Source organism: Candidatus Rhabdochlamydia sp. T3358, assembly GCF_901000775.1.
Classification (GTDB): domain Bacteria; phylum Chlamydiota; class Chlamydiia; order Chlamydiales; family Rhabdochlamydiaceae; genus Rhabdochlamydia.
In genome coordinates, this window is sequence record NZ_CAAJGQ010000019.1 from 51526 (window position 1) to 75506 (window position 23981).

Annotated in this window: 17 protein-coding genes and 1 pseudogene; 12 read left to right on the forward strand and 6 right to left on the reverse strand. The window is 36.1% G+C overall.

The genetic code is table 11. The features are described from left to right. The first annotated feature begins 89 nt into the window (after positions 1–89). The gene (secA, locus tag RHTP_RS06665; RefSeq protein WP_138107350.1) at positions 90–3017 is read left to right on the forward strand and encodes a preprotein translocase subunit SecA; all 2928 of its coding nucleotides are present in this window, start codon (positions 90–92) and stop codon (positions 3015–3017) included. On the opposite strand, the gene RHTP_RS06670 is transcribed toward secA, so the two are convergent. Next, the gene (locus RHTP_RS06670) at positions 3010–3531 is read right to left on the reverse strand and encodes a hypothetical protein (RefSeq protein WP_138107351.1); all 522 of its coding nucleotides are present in this window, start codon (positions 3529–3531) and stop codon (positions 3010–3012) included. The two genes, secA and RHTP_RS06670, sit on opposite strands and share 8 nt — an antisense overlap. 240 nt (positions 3532–3771) lie before the next feature. Here RHTP_RS06670 and lpdA point away from each other — a divergent pair, with 240 nt between their 5' ends. After that, a complete protein-coding gene (gene lpdA, locus RHTP_RS06675) occupies positions 3772–5172 on the forward strand; it encodes a dihydrolipoyl dehydrogenase (RefSeq protein ID WP_138107352.1) in 1401 nt (466 codons plus the stop codon). 20 nt (positions 5173–5192) lie between these two features. Next, a complete protein-coding gene (gene lipA / locus RHTP_RS06680) occupies positions 5193–6101 on the forward strand; it encodes a lipoyl synthase (protein ID WP_350339690.1) in 909 nt (302 codons plus the stop codon). A 12-nt stretch (positions 6102–6113) separates the two neighbouring features. Here lipA and RHTP_RS06685 read toward each other — a convergent pair whose 3' ends face one another. Further along, positions 6114–7619: an AAA family ATPase gene (locus RHTP_RS06685; protein WP_138107354.1), complete on the reverse strand. Its 1506-nt coding sequence runs from the start codon at positions 7617–7619 to the stop codon at positions 6114–6116. Positions 7620–8168: 549 nt separating this feature from the next. On the opposite strand from RHTP_RS06685, the pseudogene RHTP_RS06695 reads away from it, so the two are divergent. The 4 genes and pseudogenes from RHTP_RS06695 (at position 8169) to RHTP_RS06710 (ending at position 12413) form a co-directional block, all read left to right on the forward strand. Beyond that, positions 8169–8987: pseudogene (locus tag RHTP_RS06695) on the forward strand (IS5 family transposase). 306 nt (positions 8988–9293) lie between these two features. Continuing rightward, positions 9294–10223: a glycosyltransferase family 2 protein gene (locus tag RHTP_RS06700; protein WP_138107356.1), complete on the forward strand. Its 930-nt coding sequence runs from the start codon at positions 9294–9296 to the stop codon at positions 10221–10223. A gap of 211 nt (positions 10224–10434) precedes the next feature. Beyond that, positions 10435–11670, forward strand: coding sequence for a sugar phosphate nucleotidyltransferase (locus RHTP_RS06705; RefSeq protein ID WP_138107357.1), 1236 nt, complete (start codon positions 10435–10437; stop codon positions 11668–11670). Continuing rightward, positions 11670–12413 (forward strand): metallophosphoesterase, encoded by a 744-nt coding sequence (locus RHTP_RS06710; protein ID WP_138107358.1) that lies wholly within the window; start codon positions 11670–11672, stop codon positions 12411–12413. The genes RHTP_RS06705 and RHTP_RS06710 overlap by 1 nt, the downstream gene beginning before the upstream one ends. Here RHTP_RS06710 and RHTP_RS06715 read toward each other — a convergent pair. Continuing rightward, on the reverse strand, positions 12399–13379 hold the full coding sequence (locus RHTP_RS06715; RefSeq protein ID WP_138107359.1) for a hypothetical protein: 981 nt from the start codon (positions 13377–13379) through the stop codon (positions 12399–12401). The genes RHTP_RS06710 and RHTP_RS06715 overlap by 15 nt on opposite strands. 100 nt (positions 13380–13479) lie before the next feature. On the opposite strand from RHTP_RS06715, the gene RHTP_RS06720 reads away from it, so the two are divergent. Further along, a complete protein-coding gene (locus tag RHTP_RS06720) occupies positions 13480–13935 on the forward strand; it encodes a hypothetical protein (protein WP_138107360.1) in 456 nt (151 codons plus the stop codon). Here the strand turns inward: RHTP_RS06720 and RHTP_RS06725 are convergent. Beyond that, the gene (locus RHTP_RS06725; protein ID WP_138107361.1) at positions 13932–14972 is read right to left on the reverse strand and encodes a U-box domain-containing protein; all 1041 of its coding nucleotides are present in this window, start codon (positions 14970–14972) and stop codon (positions 13932–13934) included. The genes RHTP_RS06720 and RHTP_RS06725 overlap by 4 nt on opposite strands. A gap of 237 nt (positions 14973–15209) precedes the next feature. After that, a complete protein-coding gene (locus RHTP_RS06730; protein ID WP_138107362.1) occupies positions 15210–16838 on the reverse strand; it encodes a hypothetical protein in 1629 nt (542 codons plus the stop codon). A gap of 647 nt (positions 16839–17485) precedes the next feature. On the opposite strand from RHTP_RS06730, the gene RHTP_RS06735 reads away from it, so the two are divergent. The 4 genes from RHTP_RS06735 to RHTP_RS06750 all read left to right on the forward strand — a co-directional run bounded on the left by RHTP_RS06735 (position 17486) and on the right by RHTP_RS06750 (position 22176). Then, positions 17486–19330 carry an OPT family oligopeptide transporter gene (locus RHTP_RS06735; RefSeq protein WP_138107363.1) on the forward strand — a complete coding sequence of 615 codons (1845 nt, stop codon included), beginning with the start codon at positions 17486–17488 and terminating at the stop codon, positions 19328–19330. A gap of 69 nt (positions 19331–19399) precedes the next feature. Further along, on the forward strand, positions 19400–20557 hold the full coding sequence (locus tag RHTP_RS06740) for a cation:dicarboxylate symporter family transporter (protein ID WP_138107364.1): 1158 nt from the start codon (positions 19400–19402) through the stop codon (positions 20555–20557). 186 nt (positions 20558–20743) lie between these two features. Continuing rightward, positions 20744–21322 carry a type II secretion system protein gene (locus RHTP_RS06745; protein WP_138107365.1) on the forward strand — a complete coding sequence of 193 codons (579 nt, stop codon included), beginning with the start codon at positions 20744–20746 and terminating at the stop codon, positions 21320–21322. Then, a complete protein-coding gene (locus tag RHTP_RS06750) occupies positions 21319–22176 on the forward strand; it encodes a hypothetical protein (RefSeq protein WP_138107366.1) in 858 nt (285 codons plus the stop codon). Before RHTP_RS06745 ends, RHTP_RS06750 begins: the two co-directional genes overlap by 4 nt. On the opposite strand, the gene RHTP_RS06755 is transcribed toward RHTP_RS06750, so the two are convergent. Then, the gene (locus RHTP_RS06755) at positions 22173–23966 is read right to left on the reverse strand and encodes a sensor histidine kinase (protein ID WP_138107367.1); all 1794 of its coding nucleotides are present in this window, start codon (positions 23964–23966) and stop codon (positions 22173–22175) included. The two genes, RHTP_RS06750 and RHTP_RS06755, sit on opposite strands and share 4 nt — an antisense overlap. Positions 23967–23981: the final 15 nt, after the last annotated feature.

The following is a 23981-nucleotide window of genomic DNA, read 5'->3' on the forward strand; positions in this document are numbered from 1 at the left end:
AATTTAATAAAGAACATTAGCTTAGAGTCTTGCAAGAAAACCTCTAATATCCTAGCCTCAATAGGTAATTTAAGACTAGGAAAACCAAGATGCTGAGCGTTTTAAAAAAATTTTTTGGTACATCTCAAAGCCGTCTATTAAAGAGATATCTAAAAACAGTTGCAGAAGTTAACCGATTAGAAAAGAACTTTCAACAGCTATCTCATGAAGAAGTGCGTCAAAAAACAGCTGAGTTTAAAGAGCGCTATCTAAAAGGAGAGACATTAGAAGATCTTCTTCCTGAGGCTTACGCAGTTGTCAAAAATGCTTGTCGTCGTCTATGCGGAACAGATATCCATGTATCTGGTTACGATCAAAAATGGGATATGATCCCCTATGATGTACAAATCTTAGCTGGAATTGCTATGCATCACGGAGCTATTGCAGAAATGCAAACCGGCGAGGGAAAAACACTAACAGCATCTATGCCCCTATATTTAAATGCTTGCACAGGTAAACCAGTGCATCTAGTGACAGTGAATGATTATTTAGCAGAAAGGGATTGTCAATGGATTGGCACAATCTTTAAATGGCTAGGATTAAATGTAACCGCATTAACAGGTAGTACGCCTCATCACATCCGCAATCAAACATACGCTGCAGATATTGTTTATGGAACAGCTTCTGAATTTGGTTTTGATTATTTACGTGATAACTCGATGGCACAATCAAAAGAAGATCAAGCACAAAGAGGATACTTCTTTGCTATTGTTGATGAAATCGATTCCATTTTAATCGATGAAGCCAGGACCCCTCTTATCATTTCAGGTCCTACTAGTCATTCTCGCCAAATGTACGATGATTTAAAAGATGATGTGCATGTGCTTGTAAAGCGTCAAAGAGATTCCTGTAATCATTTAGCTCTAGAAGCTCGTAAAATTTTAGAAAAATTTAACCTTATTGAAGAAGAAGCAGAAAAACTCAAATTATCAAAAATCCAAGAAGCAGAATATGAGAAAGCTTTTCGAAATCTCTGGCTTGTTAGCAAAGGAATGCCTCAAAATATAATTCTTAAAAAACTTCGTGAAAATCCCAAATTAAGAGCTGAAATTGAAAAATGGGATACGTATTTTTACGCTGAACCCAATAAGGAAGAGCGTCATGATGCCCTAGCAGAGCTTTTAATTATTGTTGATGAGCGCGCTAATGAGTTTGAATTGACCGATAGAGGAATTCAGCAATGGGTTGATGGTTCGAAAAATCAGATCTCCTCAGATGACTTTGTCATGTTAGACTTAGGCCATGAATATGCTCATATCGATCAACATCCCTCATGGGACGAACAAGAAAAGCGTAATCAAAAAATTCTATTGAGAGAAGAAGATGCGCGCCGTAAAGAACGCTCTCATAATTTAAGACAGCTTCTACGAGCTCATTTACTGATGGAAAATGATGTCGATTACATCATCGAAAATCAAAAAATTGTGATCATTGATGAAAATACAGGACGTCCCCAACCAGGTAGACGGTTTGCAGACGGTTTGCATCAAGCAATAGAAGCAAAAGAGGGTGTTGCTATTCAAGGAGAAACACAAACCTATGCAACGGTTACTCTGCAAAATTATTTTAGACTATACACAAAACTTGCCGGTATGACTGGTACAGCAATGACAGAAGCCAATGAATTCAAAGAAATTTATAAGTTAGACGTATTAGCAATCCCCACTCACCATCCTTGTATCCGTAAAGATTACGACGATGAAATTTATATGACTGAGCGAGAGAAATATAATGCACTTGTAAAAGACATTCAGTCGGTTCATTCGCAATCTCGTCCTATTTTAATTGGAACAGAATCTGTAGAAGCCTCGGAAAAATTATCTCGTATTTTGAAGCAACATCAATTAGAGCATACCATTCTCAATGCAAAAAACCATGCTAGAGAAGCAGAAATTATTGCAGAAGCGGGCTCAAAAGGAGCTATTACGGTTGCAACAAATATGGCCGGTAGAGGAACAGACATTAAATTAAAAGAAGGTATAGCAGCTAGCGGCGGGTTATATGTCGTTGCAACTACACGCCATCAGTCTAGACGTATTGACAGGCAGCTAAGAGGTAGAGGAGCGCGTCAAGGAGATCCTGGCAGCTCTAAATTCTATGTTTCTTTTGAAGATTCTTTAATGCGGTTATTCACCTCTCCTAGAATCACTACCTTTTTACAAAGATTCCGTCCTCCAGAAGGGGAAGCAATTACTGCAAAAGTATTAAATAAATCCATTGAAACCGCTCAAAAACGTGTAGAACAACGCAATTATACCATGCGTAAGCATACTCTAGAATACGATGATGTGATGAATAAGCAGCGAGAAGAAATCTATTCTTTCCGTAATGAAGTACTACACATTGAGAATTCCCTTTCTCTTGCACGTGAAATTTTAGAAAGTATTTGCATACAAATGTGCCACCAATTTTTCTCTTCTCGTAATACAGAAGGAGGCTGGAATCCGGAAGGATACACGCAATGGTTACATACCCACTTCCCCTTAACCTTTGACCCTAAAGAATTCGATAACGATTATTTGCAGTTAGAAGATATTGAACAATTAGCCACAAAAAAAATACTTGAGGCATTTGAACAAAAAATTGAGCATGAATCTCAAAAAATTCAGCAAACACAATCTTTGTTTGCCTCTGCTGATTTAGATTCTGCTGAAAAAGTTTTATGCCAAGTTGTGCGTGGATTGCTGATTCGTACCATTGATCGCCTCTGGCAAGAACATTTGTTACACATAGATCACCTGCGCTCTGAAGTGCATTTACGTGCAGTTGGTCAGAAAGATCCTTTGATGGAATTTAAACATGAAGCTTTTGCTTTATTTGATCGTTTAAGTTTAGAAATTAAGCAAGAAATCGCACATGCTTTGTTTAAATTTACCATGGTTATGCCGGAGAATTTTGCAGAACCTAGTATAAATAAAAGATCACCTTTAATCGATTTATCTCAAATAACCCCTTCAAGGAGAGTAAAACCTATTTAAAATGGTGTACTTTTTTATATCCTAAAAAAAACAGAGGAAGAGAAGCTAGGCAATAAAAAAACCAATAATGACTATTCCATTCTAATCGTAAATAGCCTTCATCAGAAAAAAGCAATTGAAGTATTCCAACGATAAACAAATTAGCAGCAATGGACAATAATAAAATAGGCCAAAAACTATTTTTGTCTTCTTGGTATTCCTTCTCTGTTTTTTCCTCTATTTTAGGAAAAACACTACTGCTGGATGCAGAAACAAATTTTTTTTCCAAGGCAGGCTCCTTAGGGGCTTTAAGCAAGACCGTAGCACTCTTTTGTTCATTTAGCTTTTGCTCCTCCTGCTTAATAGGAGGATTTTTTTTTAGCGAATAAGGAGGAGGATAAAAAGAAAGCAGGCTATCTTGAAGAGCTTTTTGTTGCAAATAATTTTTTTCAAAAGCATTGCTACTTTGTTCTGTTGCACAATAGGGACAATGCAGAGCTTCAACAGGAATACGCCCATCACAGCTACTACACATTTTTTGTCGCTCTTTATCCATCATAAAACAATCAAGCTTAATATAAAATATTCTAACTTCATTTTCACACACATAAGACAAAATTTCTAGCTTTTTTCTTTTTCTAATCAGATATATCTAATTATCAATCAATTTGGTTCAAATTAATTTTAAATAAAAAAGAATTAAGAGTAGCATTTTTACCATTGCATCATATTTTTTAGCGTTTTAACATGATTGCAATCACAACAAGAGTTTTTCATGGATCAAAAAAAATATGATATTGCAGTAATCGGTGCAGGACCTGGAGGATATGTAGCTGCTATTAAACTCGCACAAGAGGGTAAAAAAGTATGTCTTATAGAAAAACAGTTCCTTGGAGGAACTTGCCTTAACGTAGGTTGCATCCCTACAAAAACCCTCTTATCCCATGCAGATCTTTTACATAGAATGACCCATGCTGCTGAATTTGGGATAGAAATAGGCTCTATTCATCTCAATTATGCAAAAATGAAACAGCGTAAAGACAGCGTTGTGGAAAAAATGCGTAAAGGATTACAGGGACTATTACAATCTAATCAGATTACCATCCTATACGGGCAAGCAGAGTTTATATCGCCTAAAGAGCTCAAAATCACAGGTAAGGACGCTTGCAAGATTGAAGCAGAACAAATCATTATTGCAACCGGCTCTGAGCCTTTGGATATCCCTTCACTACCATGCGATCATCAATTAGTTTGCAACTCTACTTCTATTTTAGAACTAACTGAGCTACCTAAAATCTTAGTTATTGTAGGAGGAGGATATATCGGTTGTGAGTTTGCTTCTTTATTTGCCGATCTAAAAGTAAAAGTGATTATATTAGAAGCTCTTTCCTCTATTGTAATCAATCAGGGAAAAAGTATTTCTGAAGCTTTAACACGCGCTTTTCAGAAAAAAGGTATTGAAATACAAACCAATGTGAAAGTAGTAGGGATTGATAAACAAGAATCTGGTTTACGCATCCGTTTAGAAGGAGACAAAGAGCTATTTTGTGATAAAGCACTTATTGCAATAGGGCGTAAACTGGTATCTAATGGATTGGGGTTAGAAAAGATAGGAGTGGTTCTTGATAAAAAAGGAGCTATCGTTGTAAATGAGAAAATGCAAACCAATCTAGATGGAATTTATGCTATTGGTGATGTAACAGGTAAAAATCTTTTAGCTCATGTAGCTTCTCATCAAGGGATAATAGCTGCAGATACTATCCTAGGTAAAACCGTTGAAATGCATTACAATGCCATTCCGGCAGTGATTTTTACCAACCCAGAGATCGCTATGGTAGGTATGACATTCGAAGAAGCTGAAAAAGCAGGATTTACCCCCACTATTGGTAAATTTCCTTTTCAAGCACTTGGCAAAGCAGTTGCCTCTGCAGAAACAGACGGATTTACGCAAATTATCATAGATAAATCCACCGGACAAATTTTGGGAGCTCAAGTTGTAGGAAGTGAAGCCTCTGCTTTAATTGCTGAAATGGGTTTAGCCATTGCACAAGAGTTAACCCTTGATTGTATTATTGATACTATTCATGCTCATCCTACTCTACCAGAGGCTTGGCATGAAGCTGCTTTATTAGCAAATGAAACACCTCTTCACCTTCCGCCAAAGAGAAAATCATGAGTCAAAATAAGCCCAATAAACTGCCGATCAATCCCGAGTCTTACTCTTCTTCACAACTGTTAAGACCCGGACGTTTCCCCTCTTGGTTACATCGAAAACTACCCAGAGGCTCAAACTTATCACACACACAAGAGATCTTAACCAGGCATCGTTTAAATACGGTATGTGAAGAAGCAAAATGCCCCAATCGTTTTGAATGTTATTCCAACCACACAGCTACCTTCTTAGCACTTGGTAAACAGTGCACGCGTAATTGCGGGTTTTGTGATATCGATTTTTCAAAAACCCCTAAACAACCTGAAGCTGATGAGCCAAGCCGTATTGCTTTATGTACACAAGAATTAGGACTAAAGCATGTGGTTATCACTATGGTTGCACGAGATGATCTTGTCGATAAAGGAGCTTCTCACATGGCAGCCATTATCCGCCAGGTACGTGCAGAATGCAAAGAAGTGACGGTTGAAGTGTTAACCTCTGATTTTTCAGAGGACTACGCTGCCATTGATCTTCTTCTTAAAGAGCAACCAGACATTTTTAACCACAATTTAGAAACCGTTGAGGAATTAACACCCAGGGTAAGGCACAAAGCAACCTACCTTCGCTCTTTAAATATCCTCTCTTATGTAAAACAATCACATAAAGCGCAATTTATTAAATCTGGCTTAATGGTGGGTTTAGGAGAAACACCTGAGCAAGTGAAACAAGCCATTGATGATCTGAAAACAGCAGGCTGTGATATCATTACCATTGGGCAATACTTGCAAGCAAATAGAAAAAAACTTCTTGTTAAAGAGTTCATTACTCCTGAGCAATTTCAAAAATATGCAGACTACGGTCGAGAGATAGGGATTAAGCAAATGTTCTGCGGTCCATTTGTTCGATCTAGCTACCATGCACATGAAGTCAAAGACCTCATGACAAAAGGATAGAAAGATCAATCATCATTTATATATTTCCTTAAACAAATCTTCAAGAGTCGCTTGGTCTGTAATAAGTTCCTCGGAATATATTGTTTTTTTTAATCCATACGTAGTAACCATGGATAAAAAAAGCTGTTTTTTTGTTCTTGTTTGCTTTCTAAATACTTCCATTTTTCGCACAAGTTCTTGATAATACGATTTATCAATTGCAAACTGGTTATCAGAGCATTTGATTTCACAAAGCGTAATTACTCCGTCTTGCCGATCAAAAAGCAAATCAATTTGGGCTCCCTCTTGGCCATCTTTTACTCTTGGAGAATAACGCCAAGTTCCTACATGAGCACCTGGGTTGACATGTAAAGCACGGCGAATCTGATTAATATGCTTATAGCAGATAGATTCAAAGGCATAACCAGCCCATGTCTTCCAACTCGATTGGCTAGATAGGGATAACCAAAATCCTTCATTTATTTCTTTTTTAGCAATGGTCTTCAAATTTGGCTCAATCCATCGCAGATAAAAAAGACTATACTCATCATCCATTACGCAGTATACCCCCTTATCCTTATGCCCATAGGGAACAAGGCTGGTGATAAAACCAGCTTCTTCTAATTGATGCAATCTATCAATCGTACTGCCGCCATTAGGAAGTTTAGCTAGCTTGATCAGTTCCGCTTGACCTATTCCATATCGATGTTTTGCAATAAAACGAATAAGCTCTGTATAAGGTTTGGGATCATCAAAAAGCGATTCAAATAAACGTTCAAATTCATTGACTAAAGGACCGTTGCGTTGAAAGCATAGTTCATCGATACATTGATGGGAAGAACGGCCCTTCCGCACAAAGGACCAATAGAGAGGAACTCCTCCTAAAACTGTATAAAGATCGAGAATTTGTCTATGCTTAAGGTGGATTTTATGTTCTTTTAGATAGCTCTCTGTTTCATGTAAAGAAAATGGTTGCAATTGAATTGTGCGCGTTACTCTATTATGTAGACCGCCTTTGTTATTGATGATGTTATTAATAATCCAGGAGGTAGCAGACCCACAGATAATTAGTTTGATGCGTTTATCAAAAACCCAATAACGGTTCCAATACAGCTCCAATGCTATAAGAATTTTTGAACGCGGTGTCGCCATCCAGGGAAATTCATCAAAAAAAAGGATAACAGTTTGTTCTTTTGGGAGCTCATTGATGGCTTTGGTAAGGTCTTCAAAAGCATCATCCCAGCTTTTCTGAGGGATAATAGACGGACTTTGATAAAAGGTTTTACCTATTTGCTTAGCAAATTCTTTTAGTTGAGCTTTTATAGGACCTTTTTGTACTCCAGTTACATGAAAAAATACGTAGGGGAAAGACCCCATAAAGTTTTTGATGAGATAAGTTTTTCCCACTCTACGACGGCCGTAAACAGCAATGAACTCTGATTTCTTAGATTTAACGAGATCTTGCAGTAATTCCTGCTCTTTTAAACGCCCTATGATCTTTTCTGAAATGTCCCCGGTTCCCGCTTTTTTATTAGCCATATGTACCTAGCAACTATTTTTAATACATTTTTTATGTTTACTTACAGCCAAAAAAAACATTATGAGCGCTGATGCGCGACTTTTATTTTCATAAAAACCGCGCAACAAACATAATTGAATGTTTCAAGCGCGACTATTTTTTTTATAAACATCGCGTAAAAAACATAAAAACATGTTTGTTGCGCGATGTTTATAATATTGAAACCCGCGCAATAAAGCAAGTAGATCCTTTATTCCTTAGCAAAATAAACCAATCTATATAATCTTTATGAGTAATAAGAAGGAATCTTTTAATACTTGTTGCGTTAAATCGTGGAGCTGGTAGGATGTTTCTGAAGTTCGTTATCGCCTTTCTTCTATCCCTTATACAGCAGCTACCCAGGTAGAGAGCATGTTACGGATCCAACCATTCTCTAATGTTTTATTAGAGTACCAGATGCGTTCTTCAATGCTGCCCAGTTTTTCCATCAAGACAATAGAGCTCTTTCGAAACTAGAAAACAAAAGATCTTTTCTATAAAATAACGCTCTTAAAAACTGCAAGAGCCTTATGAAATTTGAAAAAGCAAAAGACCTAGATAACGAGAAATTCCGACGTTTAACAGGAGTGAAACGTAGCACATTTGATCAAATGATATCGATTTTATTGGAAAGTCACAAAACGAAAAAAGCCCGAGGAGGCCGAAGCAATAAATTAAGAATAGAAGATATGCTGCTTATGAGCTTAGAATACCTAAGAGAATATAGGACATATTTTCATATAAGCCAAAGCTATAATGTAAGCGAAAGTACGGCTTACAAAACCATACGATGGGTAGAAGACACGTTAATTAAACATCCTCTCTTTGCCCTGCCAGGGCGCAAAGAATTAGTAAAAAGCGATAGGGAATATGAGATCATTTTAATTGATGCCACAGAAACACCTATAGAGCGGCCTAAAAAAAACAAAAGCGTTTTTACTCTGGAAAGAAGAAAAGGCATACGCTAAAGACGCAGCTTGTAATGAGCAAGAAAAAAGATTATTTGCACCTTTTTTTCTAAAAGCAGAAGGCATGATTTTAGGGTATTTAAAGAATCTAAAATTAAGTTTCATGCCGAAATAAATCTTTTAACAGATGGAGGGTATAGAGGACTTCAAAAGCTTCATACTAAAACCCAAATGCCTAAGAGAAGAAGTAAGAAAAATCCCTTAAAAAAACAAGATAAAAAAAATAATCAATTGCTTTCCAAAGAACGCGTAATTAATGAAAATGTTATTGGCTTGCTTAAGCGATTCAAAATTTTAGCTGATCGTTATAGAAATAGACGAAAAAGGTTTGGTCTTCGATTTAATCTAATTGCTGGGATTTATAATCTGGAGCTGTGCTAATGGGTTTCGAAAGAGGTCTAATGTTATAAGCTCCAAGGAATTTGAGCCAAAATCCCTAGGTGTTCGAGCTCGTTAAATTGTGCCACTGCGGGTGGCACTAATTTATATTCCAGATAAAATGCCCTCAATTCTGTAAATCCTTGGTCAATTTATCAATAAATTTGCTACCCCAACCGCTGTTCTGCGGTCCATTTGTCCGATCTAGCTACCATGCACATGAGGTCAAAAAATCTGACAGAAGCCTCTTCCTAAAATATCCCTGATTGTGTTATACAAAGAATATCTATTTAAAAACCTTTGTATAAAATGCTTCCTAAAGTTGGCATTATTATTCTACATTATGGATCTTTAGCGAATACGATTGAATGTCTACAATCGGTTTTTGCTTTAGACTACCCTGTTTTTGAAACAATTGTTGTCGACAATAGCCTGCATCCCACTGATGGGACAACACTAAGAGAGCATTTTCCTAAAATCACTCTCTTATCTATGCCAGAAAATTTGGGATACGCAGAAGGGAATAACCAGGGTATAGCTTATGCAATCAAACATGACTGCACATACGTACTCTTACTTAATAACGATACGGTTATTGCAAAAGATCTACTCACCCACTTTGTACAAACCGCCCAAGCCCATCCAAAGGCTGGTTGCTTAGGTGCCAAAATTTTTTACTACGATGAACCTATAACGCTTTGGCATGCAGGCGGATTTCTTCATTCTAAAACCCTTCGTCTCTATCATAAGGGCTATAAAGAAATTGATCTAGCAAACGAGTATAATAGCACTGCAGAAATTGAATATGCTTGTGGCTGTGCTATTTTTGTGACAAAAGAAGTAATAGAAACAGTAGGCACTCTATCCAAAGAATTCTTCCTTATTTGGGAAGAAGTTGATTGGTGTTGGCGTATCAGAAAAGCTGGTTATAGTTGTCTTTTTGTACCTCAAGCAAAAGTTTGGCATAAGATTTCTTGCGGTTTCCAAGGAAGAGGGGCTCTATGGCACTATTTTTACTTTCGCAATCGCTTAGTTTTTTTAAAACATCATCTTCCTAGAAAACAGAGATTTGCCTTTTATTATTTTCAGCTTCCTAAGGAGCTATTTTCTCTCTTTCTCCATGCTTTTTATCCTCGGTTTACTAAAACAACACGCCTTTTACATCGTGCAGCATTAAGAGGTATCTTTGACTACTATCGAGGGTTTTTAGGCCCTTGTTCTCATAAAAACTTTCGTTAAGTCCATGAAATCCCGTCATCTATTTCTTCAGCAAAGAGTTATGATAGATAACCTAAATACAGAGATTTGATTTATTTTATAAATACAAATTATAAATCATATAAACAAAGTAACCCCTCTTGCCTACTAATCCATTAGTTGTTAAAAGACGATTAAATAGATTTGTTAAAATCTGATCCTATAAATAATTTAATACAATTTTAGATACTACATGGATATGCTCGCTTTTGCGCAAAAGACCGATTGTATTATTCTAGCAGGGGGCCAAGGGACTCGTTTGTTTCCTCTTACCCAAACCCGCTGTAAACCAGCGGTTTGCTTTGGCGGAACCTATCGTTTAATTGACATTCCTCTTTCTCACTGTTTACATGCTAAATTAGACTCGATCTTTGTGATTACTCAATACTTAGCCTCTTCTTTGCAACAACATATTTATGAGACCTATCACTTCGATCAATTTCATAAGAGCAATATTCAACTGCTGTCGCCTGAAGAAACACCTACGCGCAAAGTTTGGTTTAAAGGAACCGCTGATTCTATCAGACAAAGCATTGAGCATTTTGAAGCCTCCTCTTCAGAATATTTTTTAATTCTATCAGGAGACCAACTCTACAATATGGATTTTAATAAGCTATTTGCCTTTGCAGAAGAGAGTGATGCCGATTTTATCATTGCAGCTTTAAGTGTTGAAGAGCAAGAAGCAAAGCGTATGGGAGTACTCAATATTTCTGCTAAAAGAGAAGTCTTGGACTTTTTTGAAAAACCCTCTGATATAGCCACCCTAAAACGATTTATCCAACCTACAACAAAATACTTAGGATCTATGGGTATTTATCTATGTAAAAGAGATGCTCTCTTTAATTTGCTAAAAGAAGAAGGGGATGACTTTGGTAGGCATCTTATTCCATTGCAAGTGAATAAGGGAGGCACCTATTGCTATCAACATGATGGGTATTGGGAAGATATTGGTACTGTTCTTTCCTATTATCAGGCAAATTTAGCTTTAACCAAAGAAAATCATCTTGATACCAAACCTATTTTTACTACTGCGCAACAATTGCCCAGTACTTTACTTAGAAATGCAAGAGTAAGTGACTCCATTATTGCTCAAGGATCCATTAACGAAGCTTCTCAAATTACCAATAGCGTAGTTGGTATGCGAATAAGAATAGGATCCGGCAGTGTCATTGAAAGTTGCGTTTTGGTGGGAAATCTTAGTGCATTCCCCTCTCCTAGTACTCTACCGCAATTTTGTTCTATCGGTAAAAACTGCCTATTGAAAAAAGTGATTGTCGATGAACATACCATTATCGGTGATAACGTAACATTGACCAACCCAAATGCTATAAATCATCTAGATACCTTTAAAGATCGTGGTATTTATATTCGAGATGGGATTATCATTATAACATCTGGAACAAAAGTTCCTGATGGGTTTACTCTCTAATGAAAATTTGGGCTCTTTCAGATCCACATCTATGTTTTGGCGCACCTAAAAAATCTATGGAGGTTTTTGGTCCTGCTTGGAAAAATTACACCGATAAAATTCATGCTAATTGGCTAGAATGTATTAAAAAAGAAGATTTGGTGTTGATTCCAGGAGATATCTCTTGGGCCATGCGCCTAAAGGAAGCTCTTATTGACTTAAACTGGTTAGATGCTCTACCTGGGCATAAAATCATCTTACGAGGAAATCACGATTATTGGTGGAGTTCCAAAGCAAAGCTTGCACAAGCTATGCCAGCTTCCATTCAATGTATTCACAATGATGCTATTTTATGGCAAGATGTAGCCATCGGTGGCAGTAGATTATGGGATACTTACGAATATCAATTTAACAACTACATTGAATTCAAAGAAAACCCTCTACAAAAAAAAACCTTAAAAGAGAGTCCTGAAAAGCAAGAGGTTATTTTTCTAAGAGAGCTAGAGCGATTAAAATTAAGCTTAAAACAGCTATCTCCTCTTGCACGTGTTCGTATTGCGTTAACCCACTATCCACCCATTGGCCCTCACTTAAACTCCTCTCGTGCTTCAGAAATTTTAGAACAATTTCAGATTCAATACTGCGTATTTGGACACCTACATAACGTAAGAAAAAAAGCGCTTCCTTTTGGTCCAGCTCGCGGGGTTCAATATATCTTAACCTCTTGTGACTATTTAGACTTCAAACCTCTACGCATTCTCTAATGCCTCTTTGACTATTTCCAAATAAACAGGATCTTTACGATTCAGCAATGCTTCTAAAGGAAAACTTTTTCGGGCATTACTCATTTGCAAAATGCGCCTTTCTTCTTCTTCTAGATCCATGTAATGATAATATTCAGTCATCATTTCAAGCACATCCTGAAATTGTTCTTCCATTTGCATACAAAGAAGTGCTTGTTTGACTACTTTAAAGAAAAACTCTCGATTACCGCGATAGACTAAATAATCCATCAAAATCAAAAGAGATTCGAAATCTGGCTCTTCTTGTAAATCCTCTAAAAATCGATCGAACATCAAAGAAGCGGATGGGGTACCTGTTGATAGAAATAAGCAGATTCTTAATGCTTCAAAGCGTTTTTTATGAATTACATACGGAGAAAACCCATCTAATAATTCAGAAGCACCAACGTAATTTTCCTCTATCATTTGATCAGCGATGTAATCGAGGATAAAACTTTCTAAATCATGAGCAGAGTAGCTACATACATATAAGAAAACCTCTTCTGCAGACCCTCCCTCATCCACTGCATTATCAAGAATATCCTCCAATGACTCTAAAGCTTCTTGCAACGGATCAAACTCTACCAAAGATCCTCTGTCATATGCCTCTATTAAACAATCTAATTGATCGCAAAACAAAGAGAGGGGTGGATTTTCCGGTAAAAGTCTACGCCACAGCTCAAACAACAAAAGATAACACTTAGCTAAGCCCTCTTCATCCTTTGTCCACATATTCCCGGTTAATTCCTCTGGATTATCAAATTGCTGAGCTTGTTCTATAAAACTTAACTCATCAAAAAAAACACCAAGCTTACCCAAGCGGGTAAATAAAGTAGCAAGTGTTAACTCCCGCAAATCCTCTACTTGCCAGGGGAGAACCTGCGCTTTAGGGTTATTGTTATGCTTTACCCGCAACAAATTATAAAGAGATTTTCCACGTAATTGCATGTTACCATCTCTGTTAAGAAAATATTAAGACTACTATATGTAAAGATATTTTGTCAAATCTATACAAAAAAAAGCCTTCACGGGTAGATTAGAAAGCATTATGAAATTACTCATTATCAAAAAGCACTCTTTCTTATTACTAGAGCTATTGATTGCCCTATTTTTACTTAGCACTATGATACTACCCTTTGCTTATTTGCCTATAAAATCTTTGCAAAAAGAGTATCTATCCCTACAAGATTTGCAGGTACGTAGATTAGCTGATCTCCAATTTTCTAGTATTAAAAAAGATTTATATTCTCAGGAAAAAAAATTTCTAGCCATTCTATCGGCAAACGGTCCAAAAGAGAAAATCGAACTATCAGCACCTAAATCCTTTATTCTAAAACTGGGCTCTTCTTCTAAGAAACTAATCATAAAAGAGTATGGATATACCCATTTACGAGAAAAAAATCATTATTTGATTCGTATTCTTATCGAGATATGCCCAGAAAATGCAAAAGCTAAAAAAAGATATTTTATTTACCAGCTCCTCATAAAAACCCGTACTATTTAAGCTATCTCTCTATTAGCTCTTTTCCTTGCTATTCTCTCTTGCTGCTCTCTAATCCCTGCTCGAACTTCTGTTTCTGGAAGCCTTTCATCTATTTCCAGCAATTTAGAAACGCTTAATGGCTGTCTAGTAAAAGGCGAGATGGACTTTGCACTCAACCATTGCACAATAGCTTCTCTTTCATACAGTGTAGGATTTGTACCTGTTGCAGTAGGATCTTGTACTGGATCTATTAAAGGCTCTAGTGTAATTGCACAAACATACGTATAGTTTTCATCATCCCACTCTTCATTCTCATCAAGAGCTGCAGTAATCACAGGCTCTCCTCTATATCTCTGATCTAGATTTCTAAGATGGTTCTCTAATCGACTAGGCGAAATGTTTAGCAATCTCATCAAATCTCCCCAAATTATATCATTTCGTATACAATGTTGGATAAAACCATCTGTTGCACTTGGTAAGAATTGTCGAATGATTTCTACTTTATCTTCATCTCGAAAAAACCAACTGGGACTGATTTTTCGTCTAGCAAACGATTCATGAGTAGGCTCGTTTTGGAGCATATGCACTCCAAAAAAAAAGCTTGTAGTAGCTATAACAGCATTGATAACTAATAGAATAACCAGTCTACGCTGCCTTTCTTGATCTGATCGAGCCCAATCTAGAGGGCCCTCTCTAATACTTATTAAAGAGTAATATTCAATTTTAGAAAAAACCCAGGCAATGGTAAAAGAGCTACTTTTTAAAAGGCTTATAGAAAACGTATAAGGCATGTGGGTGTAGCGATAAAACACCAATGAAACAGCTGTCAAAGCTGTATAAGCAATCGTTTCTATAACTGCTATGGACACTACAGCAAGAGAAGCTGCTTGACCTATAACCGCTTTTACAAGTTGTACTTCTAGTAATTTTGTAGTCTGTGAACCATGTCTATTGAATATACTTACATAATCAATAGGATAAGACCAATTTTTTTCTCCCCCATCAGGATTTCTGAAAGTATTTATAACAGTTAAAATTAGGCTAGAAGCACATCTCATATTCAAAGTGTATATTTATTTTTAATAATAAATTTATACAATGATTAAAATTAACAACAGTTAAATTTAAAAATTTCTCTAAGAGCCACCCACAATGGAAAATGAGTCAAAAATGAATGCACCTTAAGACATTTTTCAGAACCGATTAATGATGTATCTTGCGTATTTTCATAGGAAAATAGCTCTGCTATTTCTTCTATAGAAGTACGCAAGATTTTTTAAAACTTCTTCAAGTTTTTAGACTGTGCTCTCCTGAGCAGAAGATTTAGCACGAGAGATGCCAATTTCTGACTTTTTCTTGCGGTAAAAAATATACCCAATAGATGCAGATAATGTAGAAGCAATCCCTACTAAGGTAGCTATAATAGGAATCTGCAGGGATGCACTAGTTACCTTCTCAATAGGTTTTTTTTCTGCAGATATGGTGCTCGACTCTTGATCTTGATCTGTAGAGCTAGTTACAGCATTAGTGGTTTTATCCTGAATTGAGGATATAGAACTAATAATCTCCACAGTAGGTGTAGGTTGAGCTGTGTTTACAGAGAATTCTCTGGTCGTGTAAGTTTGATTTGCTTGATCTGTAGACACGCTAATTACGTCTTCAACAGTTATACTTTGGGTTGAGAACACAGTACTTACATCCACAGAAGTAGATGCTTGAATTGTGGTTGCAGGAACCTCATCTGCCACAAGAGCTTGATGTATTGAAGCTGCAAATGTGCTAGTTACCTCTTCCATAGCTTCATCTTCCGCTGAGAATACAGAATCAACAGCCTCCATAGTAGCTATAGATTGCGCTGCAGTTGTAGAGTCCTCATCGGCTAAATCAGTCTGATCTGCTTGATCTATAGCTTCAGCGGTTGTACTTTGAGCTGTGATTGTAGGAATCTCATCGATTACATGGGTCTGATTTATTGAAGCTGAAAATATGCTAGTTACCTCTTCTTCAATAGCTTCATCCTCAGCTGAGAATACAGAATCAACAGCCTCCATAGTAGCTATAGATTGCGCTGCAGTTGTAGAGTCCTCATCGGCTAGATCAGTCTGATCCGCTTGATCTGTAAACATGCTAGTTGAATCTTCAGTTATATTCTGAGGAAATACTAAATCTTCTTTTGGAGTAGTGGATTCATCTTGTTGTGCAGCTAAGTTAGCCTGATTGATTAGATCTCTAACTCCTCTAATATTCTGAATCTGAAGTTGTTCTCGTAAGGCTTTTCTTGCTTCTACATTAGGTTCATTTTTTGTAATAATGATGAATCCTTGCAAATGACTCCATAGAGAACCTCCTATTGATTCTTTTTTCCCTTGAGGAATTATGCCTATTAAATCTCTCAAGTTGCTTACGTAATTTATGGCAAAAGCGGTACACTCTTCTGTTATATGACATAGAGAGGAAAATGCTGAAAAAATATCTAGCATGCATTGTTTCCATGCTGAATGGATGGCTTCTCGTTCATCATCCTTACATTTTTCGACTAACTTATATTTCAAAAACTCCGTAATTATTATTTTTATCTTTGACTTTTCAGGCTCACTAACAGGCTGGGGCTTCCAAAATAATTTCGCTATCTGATTAAGTGTAGCTAAATACTTATTAACTAAATCAGAAGAAATAGGCTTCTTTGAATTAAATACAATTCTGCTCAAAAATAGAAAACGGCTTAATTCTACTTCACGAGGTTCTATTTCACGATTGAAATGTAAATAATTTTGCATATCATCATACATTTTTTTTGCTGATTCACTATCTTCACTATCTTTATTAGAAAAATCGCAACGGACATTTCTTAAAGAACTCTGCAAATCTTTTGTGAATACTTTAGCTTTCTTTATGCTTTTTAAAGCATCTGAACAATTTTTCACTTTGCTCTTTTTTGTTCTGGATCTAATAGGAGTTGCGCGCTTAATCCTAAAAGAAGAATGAGAATCTTCTCTGTTGTTCCCTAAAATTGATCTAAAAATGGTCTCCTCTAATGTATCTGGATACGTATCCCTTCGATAAATAGTCACATTAAAAGAATTTGCGGAAGAGAAAAATAGAGGTGTATTTGATGTTATGTTATTAAAGGGAGAGATAGAATTCATTTTATACCTAAATTTAAAAGTTACTTTAATATTATTTTGATCAATTTCATGCGCAATAATTATTTATAAAATAAATATACTAGAATTATTTTTTAATTATTATCTATACGATATTAGTTATTGATTCTTTCAAATCATAGAACCAAGCATTTGCAAAAACAAATACTTGCATGTAAGCTTCTTCAAAAAAGAAGTAGAAAAATAAGCATAAAAATCCTTTTTTAGCTCATACAACATATAAGTCTAGATTTTCATCCTATATTGAATAGCAAGTCTTTTGTAAAAGTAGATTTAAGGTGATTTATTATCAATCTTTTAAGTTAAGCTTAGTTATTTAAAATACTTTATGCATGGATAAAATAAAAAAAGAATAGTAAAAAATCTCTTTCCGCGGCATTTTCAAAAATAAAGAAAACTTCTTTACTATGAAAAATATTACGGAAAAAGCACCTAGAGAATTCACTCTGCGTGCCATTTTGCTGGGGATGATACTCGGACTGGTCTTTGCAGTTGGTAATGCCTATTTAGGCTTAAAGATCGGCACAACTGTTTCTGCTTCCATTCCAGCTGCTGTATTATCCATGGCCATCTTACGCACTTTTTGTAAAAAGGTATCGATTTTAGAAAATAATCTTGTACAAACAATAGCATCTGTAGGAGAAGGATTAGCAGCTGGAGTTATTTTTACCGTTCCTGCTCTCTTTTTTTTAGGGGAGCGTTTATCTGCTTGGCGCATTTTTATATTGGCTGCATTAGGTGGAATTTTAGGTGTGTTATTTATGATCCCCATGCGTCGTTATATCATTGTACATGAACATAAGAGACTGCCGTTTCCAGAGGGAACGGCATGTGCTCAGATTCTACAAGCTGGTGCTTCTTCTCAGAAGATGGCTTTTTTTGCTTTCCTAGGGATTATTGTAGGAGCTATTCATAAATGCTTTTCTGGAGCTTTTCAACTGTTAAAAGAAACTCCCAAATGGGTTTTACCTTTTTTTCAAAAAACAGAATTTAGTATGGACTGCACTGCTGCTTTACTTGGTGTAGGTTTCATTGTAGGTCCTCGTATTACCAGTTTGCTATTATGGGGAGGAGCTTTAGGATGGTGGATTCTTATTCCTTTAATTCAACTATTTGGTTCTAATCAAACCATTATTTTCCCAGCAACCATCCCTGTTGCACAAATGTCTGCCGAAGAGATTTGGGCAAATTACATTCGCTACATCGGGGCTGGTGCAGTAGCCATTGGAGGGTTAATTAGCTTAGTAAAAATTGCACCCATTATCCGTAAAACCTTTTCTGTTGGTTTCAAGGAATTATTCCAAAGAATTCCTAGAAAAAATATACCCAGAACGGATCGAGATATTTCCCTTCGTTGGCTCATTATTGGATCTTTAGCCATTATTATCACTCTTTGGCTCCTTCCTGGATCTGCCATGAATTTAACAACTATCGTATTACTTGCTGTATTAGGATTTTTCTTTGTAGCGGTTACTTCACTAACAGTTGGTATAGTTGGAAGCACTTCTAATCCTGTTTCTGGCATGACTTTAACAACCCTTCTTCTGACATGTTTAATTTTTGTTGCTATTGGTTGGACCGAGCGCATCTATTTGATCGCTGCATTAACCATGAGTGTAGTTGTCAATATTGCTATTGCTTTAGCGGGTACTACCTCTCAAGATCTAAAGACAGGTTTTTTACTCGGTGCAACTCCTAGATGGCAACAGATTGCAGAGATTATCGGTATTTTCCTACCAGCTCTTGCCATTGGAACCACTCTATATTTGTTAGATCAAGCCTATGTTTTAGGCTCTGCAGAGTTACCAGCCCCGCAAGGCACCATGATGGCTCTAATTGCAAAAGGAGTGATTCAAGGTAATATTCCTGTTACCTTAATTTTGGTGGGCGTGCTTTTAGGACTATCTATGGAACTACTTCGCTTGCCTGTTTTGCCTTTTGCTCTGGGTTTATATTTACCTCTTTCTTTGAGTACTGCAATGATGTTAGGAGGGATTGTTTCTTTTTTTGTTAAAAAAAGAGAAAAAACAACACATATGACTACAGCTTCTGAAAAAGGCGTATTAGCCGCTTCTGGTCTTGTAGCAGGAGATGCTTGTACAGGTGTGGTCATTGCTTTGTTAACCGTACTTGGTGTTATCCCTGCAATAGAGCATCCCTTTTTTTCTAATACCATTAGTTTAAGCGTGTTTCTACTTCTTGCAGTAGGGCTTGGGGCTATTTGTTTTTATAAAAGAGATAAAACCTCTTGATGTAAAAAAATTTTACAGTTGAGAGCAATGTAGGTTATATGAGAAAATTCTTCCTAAAAGGATTTTTTTATGTTTCGTAAAATGCCAATTATCCTCTTGGCTATTATTCTTCTTATTCTCTCTATTGATCGATTCATTCCCCTTTATCTCAAGCAGTTTGTCTACTCTCTGAGCTTATCTGTAAAATCCTTAATTGTTTTTATGCTGCCTATTATGATTTTCATGCTGCTGTTTAAAACGCTTTCTCAGCTATCGCGTACTGCTACAAAAGCGATCTTTTTTCTTCTTATAGCTCTTTGTTTTTCAAATTTTTTATCAACAATGATTAGCTCCCAGATAGGCTCTATCATCTATCAATTCGATCTTTGTATTAAAATGCCAGCAGATCAAATAGCTCTTATGCCTATTTGGTCTTTTACTCTTCCTAAATGGATTGCTAATGATCATGCGATGTTTGCAGGGATCTTCTCTGGGATATTCTTTTCTCTTTTTAAACCAACGCTTGGTCTAAAAATTTCGCTCTATTTTGAAAAAGCTATCCAGAGAATGCTTAATCTGCTGACCTTTGTAATCCCTATTTTTATCTCTGGATTCATCATGAAGTTGATCCACGATCAACTCATTCATACAATTATTTACGACTATTCTCTAATTTTTATACTAGTAGCTATTTCACAATTTATTTACATCGCATGCATCTATTTGGTATCTAATCGCTTTTGTTTATCTTCTTTTCTACACACATTTAAAAATATGCTCCCAGCTGCTCTTACAGGATTTAGTAGCATGTCAAGTGCAGCTGCCATACCTTTAACAATTATAGGCACTGAGAAAAATACTAAAAACCCTTCTTTAACTCGCTTAAGCACTCCCATAACCGTAAATACTCACTTAATCGGAGATTGTTTTGCGATTCCTATTTTTGCTTTTGCGGTTATGAAAAACTTTGGCGTTCCTGAACCCGCTTTTTTTGCTTACCTATTATTTGCTCTTTACTTTGTCATAGCAAAGTTTTCTGTAGCAGCTATTCCAGGTGGGGGAATTATTGTCATGCTACCTATCTTAGAGAGTCAACTAGGATTTACCACAGAGATGTCTTCTCTAATAACCGCTTTGTATATCTTATTTGATCCTGTAATCACTTGTGCAAATATATTGGGAAATGGAGGATTTGTATTAGCTCTTAACAAGCTACCTGTTTTTTCTCAATTAGCAAAAAACAGGTAGCAACGAACATTAAGCCTTAAAGTCTGTTTAAAGCTTTTTTTGCTAATACAGCTACTTAAGATTGCATCCAAAAACGTCTGCAAAGGTTAAATTCGAAAGAACAGCTCATCCTATGTATAGGAATCCTATTTATCTTAAATATAACAATAATTTAAGATCATTATCTGCTTTAAGGATGACTTAAAAATGCCTAAGAAAAAGCACTCCATTACCTTGTTAGAAGTTCTGATTGGTTTGATTCTAATGGGGATCATAGTGAGTTTTTTATTCTCTTTACTGAGGCAAACTCTAGAAAAAAAGCAGGAAATGGTTCAATTAAAGCAAATGATTTTTCCTCGTGAAATGATGCGTTTGAAAATGAACCAAATCATAAACTCTCTTGCTAAAAACGAGTCTGGCATCTACATAGATTCCTATGAAGATCATCCCTCATTGACTTTTTGCTATGAGAATAAAGATAAAGAGGTAAATTTCTGTGGAATGATCCACTCTATGCTTTATGTAAACGATCATAAACAACTTGTCTTAAGCACCTTTTCTAAACAAGATAGTAAAAGAGATGAAATTCTATTAGAGAATGTCCATGCTTTTACCTTTGAGTTATTTGATCAAACAAAAGCTATTTGGGAATCTGCATGGCTAAAAACAAAAGCACAACTCCCTGAAATGGTTCGTCTACATGTAAAAATAGATCAAGATATTTATGATCTGGTGTTGTTTGTTACAGAACAAAAAAACCCTATTACCTATAGTGTAAAATCATGAATGTACTCCCCTTTATTTTTGCCATCTTTGCGATTTTTACTTTCCTATCAAATTCTTTGTTAAAAGACACAAAAGAAACAGGGGTCGTAATAAATGGGATAGAAAATTTTTATCAGTTGCAGCAAAAACACTTCAATGGAGCAGCGGGCCTTAGCTACAGATCACTTACCACACAAAAACAAGGAAGCACGCCTAAACCTAAACCCCCGGTAAAACGCCATACAGAATACAAGTCCCCTCGTCTTTCGCAAGCACTTAAAGGATCACAATTGAACCTCTATCCTTTAGCCCAAGAACAAGAACCTAGGAACCATCCTTTCTATACGATTACAGCTAGGCTTTTATGCCTGCTTTATCCAACTATATTACCCGATAACCAAGCTGCATGCACTTTATTAGACGCTCTAATTGCTAAAGCAAAAACATTAAATGAGCCTACCTTAAATGAACTTATGCCAGAGGATCCTCTTCTTCAAGAAAACTATTATAAAATGATCCAAGGCACTAATCAATACGATATTAAACAAAAGAAAGGAATTCCACCGCTTGCTGATTTTTTAATGATTCATAAAAAAGGGGCTTGTTGTTATTTATGCTCTGCGCACTTTTTTGTTTTACAAGCCATGTTTGGAGAGGAGTTTACCTATGCAATCATTGCAGGTGAAAAGAAGAAATGGGAAAGGGGAAAAACAAAGCTATTCAATAGACAAGAACTAGAGTCTTTGATCAAACAATACCCAATAGAAACAGCTTTTTATGAGACTATCAGGAAATATTGCCGAGCACAGTTAAATCAAAAAAAGACCGTCTCTAAGAAAACCCAAAATGGAATGAGTTTTAGGAAAGAGGCTTAAATAGGCACTATACGTTTTAGCTTAGGCAACAAAATAGTAAAGGTAGTCCCTATTCCCATCTCAGATTTTACTGAAATAACTCCGTGATGGTTCTCAATAATCGTTTTTACAATAGAAAGACCTAATCCAGCTCCTCCTAAACGCCTTGAATGCGCTTTATCTACAGTATAAAATCTCTCAAAAATATGTTCAAGATCCGCTGCGGGGATGCCAATTCCTTTATCTTGGATGGTAATAGAGACCTCTTCTGAAGTTTGTGCAATTTGCACTAAAATTTCAGCTGGAGGAGGAGAATATTTAGCAGCATTATCCAATAAGTTAATAATGGCTAATTCTAAGATATCAGGATCAGCCGCTACAAGAATCGATTCCTCACTTTTCTCAATCTGAATCTTCGCTTTTTCATAAAGGGACAATACAACTTGTAGGCAGGTTTCCACAATAGCTACCACATCACATTCTGTAAATCGAGAAGGAGGAAGGTTTTCTAAATCAGCTAGAGTCAATAGGTTTTTGACCAAACTATCCATACGTTGACAATTCCGAACGATTTTCTCCGTAATTTCTATAACAACATCACGAGGCAGATCCGGCAAATCTTGTAGGGTTTCTGCAAAGCCTGTAATAATTGTGATGGGTGTGCGTAATTCATGAGAAGCATTTGCCACAAAATCCTTTCCCATTTCCAAAACTTTGTAATGACTGGTCTTATCCTGTAGAACTATAATAGCTCCACTTCGATGATTTTTAGGAGCTGCAATAAGATCGATATATTTCTTTTTACCATTGTTAACGATCATGGAATCAGTTAGTAAAGCACGCTTTCTTTGACAGCTTTCTAGAAGCTGTCTACATTTATTGAGCAGCTTAGCGTTAGGTGTTCCTTCTGAAGCAAAGGCGAAAACATTTCCCAACACATCTTTTTTAGATATTCTTAGCATCTTGCTAGCCATAAAATTGATATAGCGAATATGCAGCTCTGCATCTACTGCAATAACCCCTTCTCCTAGGGAATCTAAAATGGCTTCCTTTTCATTTCTTTCATCAATAATTTGTTTAATGTGAAGGCGCAAATGTTCTGAAAGAGAATTTAATGTTTGTGCTAATTGATAAAACTGATCTTTTTCATCGATGGAATCGCTCAATACAATCGGATTGATGACGGTTTCTACTCCTAACTGATAGGGTTTGATCGCACGAATAATTTGTTGAATAGGATAATTAATCCGATGAAAAATCAACCAAGTAATTGCAGCAAAAAACAACATGGCCAAAAAGCAAAAAGCCAAAAACCACATTTCAAATTCATAAGTGAATTCATGCATTTGAGAAAAGGGAATAGCCGTTCGCAAAATGTATGTTTGATTGTTTACATGAAAAGGCAGCGTAATATAGGCCAGCTTTTCTGCTTCTTGTTTATTATAACCTATAAAATAAACAATTTTGTGCCCTAAAGCATCCACAACCTCTGAGTGTGTTAAAGGATTTATGCTTTCTTTTTTAGTCACTTGTTTTAAAGAAGAATCATATAATGCTTCGCCTTTATTATTAAAAAGAGAGACATGAAAAAAGATATAATCATCTGCATCTTGTAAAAGAGTTAAAATTTGCTGTTCATTTCGTGCTTTCTCTAATAAGTTTACAAGATAAGAAGTGCTCACATGCAAGCTATTAAATACGATTCTTTGCACCGATTTAGTGATAAACGGAAAAGCAAAAGCAATAAAAACCACAAATAAAAAAATATGGCTAAGTATAATTTTTTGACGAAATCCAAGCTTATTTTTCATAATGATTTATAGATT

Bases quoted from the DNA above. Each gene is read 5' to 3' on its own strand.
- RHTP_RS06670 (WP_138107351.1), bottom strand. From the start codon at position 3,531: ATGTGTAGTAGCTGTGATGGGCGTATTCCTGTTGAAGCTCTGCATTGT.
- RHTP_RS06750 (WP_138107366.1), top strand. From the start codon at position 21,319: ATGAATGTACTCCCCTTTATTTTTGCCATCTTTGCGATTTTTACTTTC.
- RHTP_RS06700 (WP_138107356.1), top strand. From the start codon at position 9,294: ATGCTTCCTAAAGTTGGCATTATTATTCTACATTATGGATCTTTAGCG.
- RHTP_RS06735 (WP_138107363.1), top strand. From the start codon at position 17,486: ATGAAAAATATTACGGAAAAAGCACCTAGAGAATTCACTCTGCGTGCC.
- RHTP_RS06755 (WP_138107367.1), bottom strand. From the start codon at position 23,966: ATGAAAAATAAGCTTGGATTTCGTCAAAAAATTATACTTAGCCATATT.
- secA (WP_138107350.1), top strand. From the start codon at position 90: ATGCTGAGCGTTTTAAAAAAATTTTTTGGTACATCTCAAAGCCGTCTA.
- RHTP_RS06740 (WP_138107364.1), top strand. From the start codon at position 19,400: ATGTTTCGTAAAATGCCAATTATCCTCTTGGCTATTATTCTTCTTATT.
- RHTP_RS06745 (WP_138107365.1), top strand. From the start codon at position 20,744: ATGCCTAAGAAAAAGCACTCCATTACCTTGTTAGAAGTTCTGATTGGT.
- lpdA (WP_138107352.1), top strand. From the start codon at position 3,772: ATGGATCAAAAAAAATATGATATTGCAGTAATCGGTGCAGGACCTGGA.
- RHTP_RS06715 (WP_138107359.1), bottom strand. From the start codon at position 13,379: ATGCAATTACGTGGAAAATCTCTTTATAATTTGTTGCGGGTAAAGCAT.
- RHTP_RS06720 (WP_138107360.1), top strand. From the start codon at position 13,480: ATGAAATTACTCATTATCAAAAAGCACTCTTTCTTATTACTAGAGCTA.
- RHTP_RS06705 (WP_138107357.1), top strand. From the start codon at position 10,435: ATGGATATGCTCGCTTTTGCGCAAAAGACCGATTGTATTATTCTAGCA.
- RHTP_RS06685 (WP_138107354.1), bottom strand. From the start codon at position 7,619: ATGGCTAATAAAAAAGCGGGAACCGGGGACATTTCAGAAAAGATCATA.
- RHTP_RS06725 (WP_138107361.1), bottom strand. From the start codon at position 14,972: ATGAGATGTGCTTCTAGCCTAATTTTAACTGTTATAAATACTTTCAGA.
- RHTP_RS06710 (WP_138107358.1), top strand. From the start codon at position 11,670: ATGAAAATTTGGGCTCTTTCAGATCCACATCTATGTTTTGGCGCACCT.